Genomic DNA, 6,670 nt, shown 5'->3' on the forward strand with positions numbered 1-6,670 from the left:
CACCAGACCTCTTTCAGGGCGCCGGGACGATGGTGTCGCCGGTCTCCAGGAGCGTCTTGAGGTCGGAGAGGATCCAGGCCCAGCCGCCACCGGCGTTCTCGTTCGGCGGCGCGTCGAGCCGCTCGAAGGCGCCACTGACCATCGCCGCCATGTTCGGGGCACCGGTGACGTCGTGGGTGACCGTCAGTCTGGTGCCCGCGGTCTTGGACTCCTCGATTTCGTAGGTGAGCGTCGTGTACGGCTCGTCGCTCGCGTCCTGCGGCGCCATCAGCAGCTTCCAGGTGATGACGAGCTTGCGCGGCGGGTCCACTTCGAGGACCTCGCCGTCGACGATGTCGCCGGTCATCCCGGCGTCGATGAACGCCTGGGTCGGGCGCATGCGGTGCTTGCCGCCGGGCTTGAGGTCGAAGTCGGCCAGGCCGGTGTAGCCGTACCGCTGCGTCCACTCGGGCTTGGTGATGGCTTCCCAGATGCGCTCCGGCGTCGCCTTGATGTAGACGCGGTAGACCTGCACGGTGTTCGTCATGGTTCTTCGCCTTCCAGTTCGTTCTTGAGGTCGAGCAGCGCGGTCACGTGGCGCTCGGTGTACTTGTCGATCCACCGGTCGTGGATCTGCCGGATCGGCACGGCGTTCAGGAAGTGCAGCTTTTCCCGCCCTTCCTTCCGCGCGACGACGAGCCCGGCCTCTTCCAGCAGTTTCAGGTGCTTCATGACGCCGAAGCGGGTCATCTCGACCTGGGTCTCCAACTCGGTGAGCGTGCGGCCGTCACGCTCGAAGAGCAGGTCGAGCAGGAACCGGCGGGTCGGATCCGCCAGCGCCTTGAACACCAGGTCGTCGTCGGGCACGTGAGCGAGAATAGGTGACCAAAAGGTCACATGTCAACGTGCGCCGTGTCGACCCCCGTTACCTTTTTCGTGGCTCCCGCCCAGGGAGTTGTGGTCACCAGGCCCGGCATGACTTGCGCCCCCAGTCGAACCCATGATCCGGGGGGTGGTGTCACCGGGCCTGGTGGCATCGAGGGACCGCTGAATAGGGACACGGCCGCCACTTTGGTAGGTCTCGTCGTAACGTGGGTGCCGGCCATCGATGCCCAACCCGGTGACCACTCGCGGCGGACGAACGGCTTGGTGGATGAGCAGCAGCTTCAGCGTGTTTCTCGGCCTGGACGTCGGCAAGGAAGCCCACCACGCGGTCGGTCTCGACCCCGACGGCAACCGGCTGCATGACGGGCCACTGCCCAACACCGAACCCGAGCTGAAAGCCCTGTTCGACAAGCTCGCCGCGCACGGGCCGCTGCTGGTGGTGGTCGACCAGCCGGCCACGATCGGGGCATTGCCGGTCGCGGTCGCCCGCGCCGCCGGGCACCAGGTCGCCTACCTGCCCGGCCTGGCGATGCGCCGCATCGCCGACCTCTACCCCGGCCGCGCCAAAACCGACGCCCGGGACGCGTTCGTCATCGCCGACGCCGCCCGCTCCCTGCCCCACACCCTGCGCCCGGTCGACGTTGGCGACGAGGCCCCTGGCCGAACTGGAGGTGCTGGTCGGGTTCGACGACGACCTGGCCGGCGAAGCCACCCGGATCAGCAACCGCATCCGCGGCCTGCTCACCGGCATCCACCCCGCCCTCGAACACGCCATCGGTCCGCGGATCAGCCACCCGGCGGTGCTGGAAATCCTCTCGCGCTGCGGCGGCCCGGCCGGGATCGCCAAGGCCGGACGCCGCAAGCTCACCGCGATCGCCAAGGTCCACGCTCCTCGCCTCGGCGACAAACTGGTCGAGGCGATCATGGTCGCGCTGGGCGAGCAGACCGTCACCGTCCCGGGCACCGCCGCCGCCGACACCGTCTTGCCGCGGCTGGCCGACAGCTTGAAGACCGTTCTGCAGCAACGCAAACAGGTCGCCGAGCAGGTTGAGGGGATACTTGATGCGCACCCTCTTGCCGGGGTCCTGACCTCGATGCCCGGCATCGGCGTCAGGACCGCAGCCCGCATACTCCTCGAAGTCGGCGACGCCACCAACTTCGCCAGCTCCGGACACCTGGCCGCCTACGCCGGCATCGCCCCAGTCACCCGCAGCTCCGGCACCAGCATCAAAGGCGAACACCCGGCCCGCACCGGCAACCGCCAGCTCAAACGCGCCTTCTTCCTCGCCGCCTTCGCCTCGTTGTCCGACCCGGTCAGCCGGGCCTACTACGACCGCAAGAGAGCCGAGGGCAAGAAACACAACGCCGCGCTGATCTGCCTGGCCCGGCGCCGCTGCGACGTCATCTACGCCATGCTCCGCAACGGCACCCACTACCGACACCCCCAACCAGCTCCCGCCGCGGCTTGACAACCACATAGGGACACCCCCCAATCACGACGAGGGCCGCCACCCGGTGTGGGTGACGGCCCTCGTTCGTTCGGCGGCTAGACCACCAGCGACAGCGGCAGGATCAGCGCGATCGCCACCACGGAAATCAGTGTCTCCATCACCGACCAGCTCTTCAAGGTCTGGCCCACCGACAGGCCGAAGTACTCCTTGACCAGCCAGAACCCGGCGTCGTTGACGTGGGAGAAGAACAGCGACCCGGCGCCGATCGCCAGTACCAGCAGCGCGCTGTGCGACGGGTCCATGCCCGCCGCCAGCGGGGCCACGATGCCCGCCGCCGAGACGGTCGCGACCGTTGCCGAGCCCGTCGCCAGGCGGATCGCCACCGCCACCAGCCAGCCCAGCAGCAGCGGCGACAGGTGCGCGTCCTTGGCCAGGCCCGTGATGACGTCGCCGACGCCCGCGTCGACCAGGGTCTGCTTGAAGCCGCCGCCCGCGCCGACGATCAGCATGATGCCCGCGATCGGGCCCAGCGAGTCACCGACCACAGTGGACAGTTTCGCCCGGCCGAGGCCGGCCGGTCGGCCCAACAGGACCATGCCCACCAGCACCGCCGCGAGCAGCGCGATCAGCGGGTCACCGACGAAGTCGAGGACCTTGCGGGCGCCGCTGTCCTTGGCGAGCAGGATGTCGGACAGCGCTTTCGCGAGCATCAGGACGACCGGCAGCAGCACCGTCGTGAGCGTCGCGGCGAAGCTCGGACGCGGCTTGTCGGTGTCCGCGCGCTCGGGGATCAGGCGCTCCGGCGGCGTCGCGTCCGGCACCAGCCGGGCGGCCAGCTTGCCGAACAGCGGGCCCGCGACGACCAGCGTCGGGATGCCGACCAGCAGGCCGAACGCCAGCGTGACCCCGACGTTCGCGTTCAACGCGCCCGCCGCGGCGAGCGGGCCCGGGTGCGGCGGGACCAGGCCGTGCAGCACCGACAGCCCGGCGACCGCGGGAATGCCCAGCAGCATCAACGGTTTCCCGGTGCGCTTGGCCGCGAGCAGCACCACCGGGATCAGCATGACGAGCCCGATCTCGAAGAACATCGGCAGCCCGATCAACGCGGCCACCAGCGCCATCGCCCACGGCAGCGCGGCGCCGCGGGCCTTGCCGAGCACGGTGTCGACGATCTGGTCGGCGCCGCCGGAGTCGGCCAGCAGCTTGCCGAGCATCGCGCCGAGCGCGATCAGGATGCCGACGGACGCGACCGTGCTGCCGACGCCGGTCGTGAAGCTCTTGAGCAGCTTGTCGACGGGCATCCCGGCGGTCAGGCCGAGCACGAGCGAACCGAGCACCAGCGACAGGAACGGGTGCAGCTTCACCTTCGTGATCAGCACGACGATGACGGCGATCGCGACGACCGTCGCGACGATCAGGCGGGTGTCGTGGCCGGTCCAGCCGGCGGCGAGGACGGTGGTCATGCGTGCTCCCGGAAGGCGGTGAGGGCGGCCCGGGTGATGTCGTCCGGCGTGCCGCTGATGTCGAAGATCGCGCCGGGCTCGTCCGGCTCGAGGGGTTCCAGGTCGGCGAGCTGCGAGTCCAGCAGGGACACCGGCATGAAGTGCCCGGTGCGGGTCTTCATGCGCTCGGCCAGCAGCTCGCGGTCGCCGTGCAGGTGGGCGAACCAGACGTTGCCGCCGGTTCTCAGGACGTCCCGATACCGGCGCTTCAGCGCGGACGACGTGACGACGCCGCCGGACGCCTGGTGGTCGCGGATCCAGCCGGCGATGGCCTCGAGCCAGGGGGCGCGGTCCTCGTCGGTCAGCGGGTGACCCGCGGTCATCTTGTCGATGTTGGCCTTCGGATGGAACGTGTCCGCTTCGGCGTACTCGACGCCCAGCGCGTTCGCGAGCGCCGTGCCGACCGTCGTCTTCCCGGAGCCCGACACGCCCATCACCACGATGACGGTCATCCGCACCTCCCACTTCGTTGTGCCCAGGTGAGTCAAACTCAAAAGTACTACTTATTCAAGATGAAGTACTACTTAATCGAATCAGATCGCTAGGTTGGGTCCGATGAGGCACGAGCAGGTCCTGGACGCGCTGGGTGCGGCGATCGCGAACGGTTCGCTGGCGCCGGGCACCGTTCTGCGCTCCGAAGAGCTGCAGGAACGCTTCGGCGCTTCGCGGACAGTGGCGCGCGAAGTCGTCCGAGTGCTCGAAACGATGCGGCTGACCAGCAGCAAGCGCCGGGTCGGGGTGATCGTCCGGGAGTCGGCGGACTGGAACCACTACGACCCGCGGCTGATCCGCTGGCAGCTCGACGGCCCGGCCCGCCCGGCCGCGCTCGCCACCCTGAACGAGCTGCGCTCGGCGATCGAGCCGTGCGCGGCGCGCTACGCGGCCCTGCGCGCGACGCCGGAGGAGCGCGGCCGTCTCGGCGCCCTGGGCGAGCGCCTGGCCCGCACGGCCCGCGCGCGCGACCTCACGACGTTCCTCGGCTTCGACATCGCGTTCCACGACCTGCTGCTCACCGCGTCCGGCAACCCGATGTTCGCGCAGCTGTCCGAGGTCGTCGCGGAGGTGCTGACCGGCCGGACCGGCCACGGCCTGATGCCGCCGGAGCCGCAGCCCGAGGCCATCGCCCTGCACCTGGAGGTCGCCGCCGCGGTGGCGGCGGGGGACGCGGACCGGGCGGAGCGGGCGATGCGGGACATCGTGGTGCAGGCGCGGGAGGAGATCGCGGCGCTGGTCGAGTAGGCCGGTCCCGAGTGGGAAACAGCGTTCCACCACGGCTTCCCGCTCGCGACCCCCGGCACCCGGCCGTCCCGGGGCGAGTAGCCTCCTCGGGTACTGGACTTTTCTTATGCCGGGGGGCACGGGTGAGCGCGGCGCGCGCGATCGGACTGGTGTTGGGCGTGGCGGCCGACGGCGCCCTCGGTGACCCGCGCCGGCGGCCTCCGGTGCTGGCGTTCCGCCGGCTCTCGCAGGGCTCCGGCGCCGCTGTCGCCGGAGCGGTCGTCGCGGGTGGTCTGCTGCTCGAACGGTTCGGCCGCGGCCGTCCGCTGGTGCAGGCCTCGGCGACGGCGGCCGCGACGTGGGCGGTGCTCGGCGCGGCCGGCCTGGCCCTCCAGGGCACCGAGCTGGCGCGCGACCTCGAGGAGTCCCGCTTCGGCCCGGCCCGCACGACTCTGTCCGAATTGGACCCACGTGAAGCCGGAAGTCTCGACCTGGTCGGGCTTTCGCGCGCGTCGGTGGAAACGCTGGCGGAGAACACGTCGGACGCGGTCGTCGCCCCGCTGGTCTGGGGCGCGGTCGCGGGGGTCCCGGGGCTCCTGGGCGCGCGAGCGGTGAGCTTGCTGCGGCGGGCGCGCGCCGGTCGTCAGGGGCATTGGGCCGTCGACCGCGTGGACGAGCTGGTCCACCTGGTCCCGACCCGCGTGGCGGCGGGCCTGACGGTGCTGGCGGCCCCGGTGGTCGGCGGCTCGGCGGGCGGCGCGTGGCGTGCGTGGCGCCGCGACACGATCGCCCACCCGAGCCCGAACGCGGGCCGCGTCGAGGCGGCGTTCGCGGGTGCGCTGGAGATCCGCGTCGGCGGGCGGACGGTCTACCCGCACGGGGTGGCCGAGTTGCCGGTGCTGGGGGTCGGCCGCAACCCGGACGCCGGGCACGTGACACGCGCGGTCGAGCTGTCCCGCGTGGTGGGCTGGCTCGCCGCGGTGACGTCGGTGGTGCTCGCCGTCGTGGCCGGGTTCCGGCGCCGCTCGCGCTGAGCGTGTAACTCCTCCGCGTATCGACGGGCGTAGGGAACGCTTCGCAGATACTGGGAGGATTTTCGTGCGGTACAAGCACATTGCGGCCGGGATCGTCGCCGCGAGTCTCGTCAGTCTCGTCGTGACCGGCACCGCCGAGGCCAAGGGCCGGCGCTGCGGCCCCACCTACGAGCAGGACTCGACCGGCAGCCTCGGCACGCCGTTCACGCTGAAGTCCAAGCACGACGACGACGGCCCCGGCGGGTCGTTCGTCGTGGGGGAGGAGTTCGAGATCCACACGAACGTGGTCGGCCAGACCTGGAGCATCACCTTCGCCGACAACGGCAAGGTCTTCTTCACCGGCGACGATGTCTCGGCCGTCGGCGGCATCCGGGAGCAGCACCCGACCGCCAACCAGCCGGGCGTCACCCAGCACATGACCGCGGACGCGCTCAACCACACCACGGGCGAGACCATCCACGGCTTCCTGGACGTGCTCCCGGTGCCGGGCTGCGGCGGCTGACCCGATCCGGCCGTCGCGGCTGAGGGCCGCCCACGCTGGTGGCCCAGTGGCGCGACCGCCTGGTGGCCGACGAGGTCTTCCCCGCGCCCTGAACGCGAG

General features: G+C 70.9%; 7 protein-coding genes and 1 pseudogene. 4 read left to right on the forward strand and 4 right to left on the reverse strand.

What is annotated here, in order from left to right; translation table 11 throughout:
- Positions 1-13 precede the first annotated feature (13 nt).
- Positions 14-526 carry an SRPBCC domain-containing protein gene (locus ACWEN0_RS44395; RefSeq protein WP_451987165.1) on the reverse strand — a complete coding sequence of 171 codons (513 nt, stop codon included), beginning with the start codon at positions 524-526 and terminating at the stop codon, positions 14-16.
- Positions 523-846 (reverse strand): ArsR/SmtB family transcription factor, encoded by a 324-nt coding sequence (locus ACWEN0_RS44400; protein ID WP_451987167.1) that lies wholly within the window; start codon positions 844-846, stop codon positions 523-525. Before ACWEN0_RS44400 ends, ACWEN0_RS44395 begins: the two co-directional genes overlap by 4 nt.
- A gap of 286 nt (positions 847-1,132) precedes the next feature.
- On the opposite strand from ACWEN0_RS44400, the pseudogene ACWEN0_RS44405 reads away from it, so the two are divergent.
- Positions 1,133-2,333: pseudogene (locus ACWEN0_RS44405) on the forward strand (IS110 family transposase).
- A gap of 77 nt (positions 2,334-2,410) precedes the next feature.
- Here ACWEN0_RS44405 and ACWEN0_RS44410 read toward each other — a convergent pair.
- Complete coding sequence (locus ACWEN0_RS44410) at positions 2,411-3,778, reverse strand: GntT/GntP/DsdX family permease (RefSeq protein WP_451987169.1); 1,368 nt, start codon at positions 3,776-3,778, stop codon at positions 2,411-2,413.
- Complete coding sequence (locus ACWEN0_RS44415; RefSeq protein ID WP_451987171.1) at positions 3,775-4,269, reverse strand: gluconokinase; 495 nt, start codon at positions 4,267-4,269, stop codon at positions 3,775-3,777. Before ACWEN0_RS44415 ends, ACWEN0_RS44410 begins: the two co-directional genes overlap by 4 nt.
- 103 nt (positions 4,270-4,372) lie before the next feature.
- Between ACWEN0_RS44415 and ACWEN0_RS44420 the strand changes: the two genes are divergently transcribed.
- The 3 genes from ACWEN0_RS44420 (at position 4,373) to ACWEN0_RS44430 (ending at position 6,571) form a co-directional block, all read left to right on the forward strand.
- A complete protein-coding gene (locus ACWEN0_RS44420) occupies positions 4,373-5,056 on the forward strand; it encodes a FadR/GntR family transcriptional regulator (protein ID WP_451987173.1) in 684 nt (227 codons plus the stop codon).
- A 122-nt stretch (positions 5,057-5,178) separates the two neighbouring features.
- The gene (locus ACWEN0_RS44425) at positions 5,179-6,069 is read left to right on the forward strand and encodes a cobalamin biosynthesis protein CobD/CbiB (protein WP_451987175.1); all 891 of its coding nucleotides are present in this window, start codon (positions 5,179-5,181) and stop codon (positions 6,067-6,069) included.
- Positions 6,070-6,133: 64 nt separating this feature from the next.
- Positions 6,134-6,571: a hypothetical protein gene (locus ACWEN0_RS44430; protein ID WP_451987177.1), complete on the forward strand. Its 438-nt coding sequence runs from the start codon at positions 6,134-6,136 to the stop codon at positions 6,569-6,571.
- Positions 6,572-6,670: the final 99 nt, after the last annotated feature.

The sequence above is a fragment of the Amycolatopsis sp. NPDC004378 genome (genome assembly GCF_053602455.1).

Bases quoted from the DNA above. Each gene is read 5' to 3' on its own strand.
- ACWEN0_RS44395 (WP_451987165.1), bottom strand. From the start codon at position 526: ATGACGAACACCGTGCAGGTCTACCGCGTCTACATCAAGGCGACGCCG.
- ACWEN0_RS44410 (WP_451987169.1), bottom strand. From the start codon at position 3,778: ATGACCACCGTCCTCGCCGCCGGCTGGACCGGCCACGACACCCGCCTG.
- ACWEN0_RS44415 (WP_451987171.1), bottom strand. From the start codon at position 4,269: ATGACCGTCATCGTGGTGATGGGCGTGTCGGGCTCCGGGAAGACGACG.
- ACWEN0_RS44420 (WP_451987173.1), top strand. From the start codon at position 4,373: ATGAGGCACGAGCAGGTCCTGGACGCGCTGGGTGCGGCGATCGCGAAC.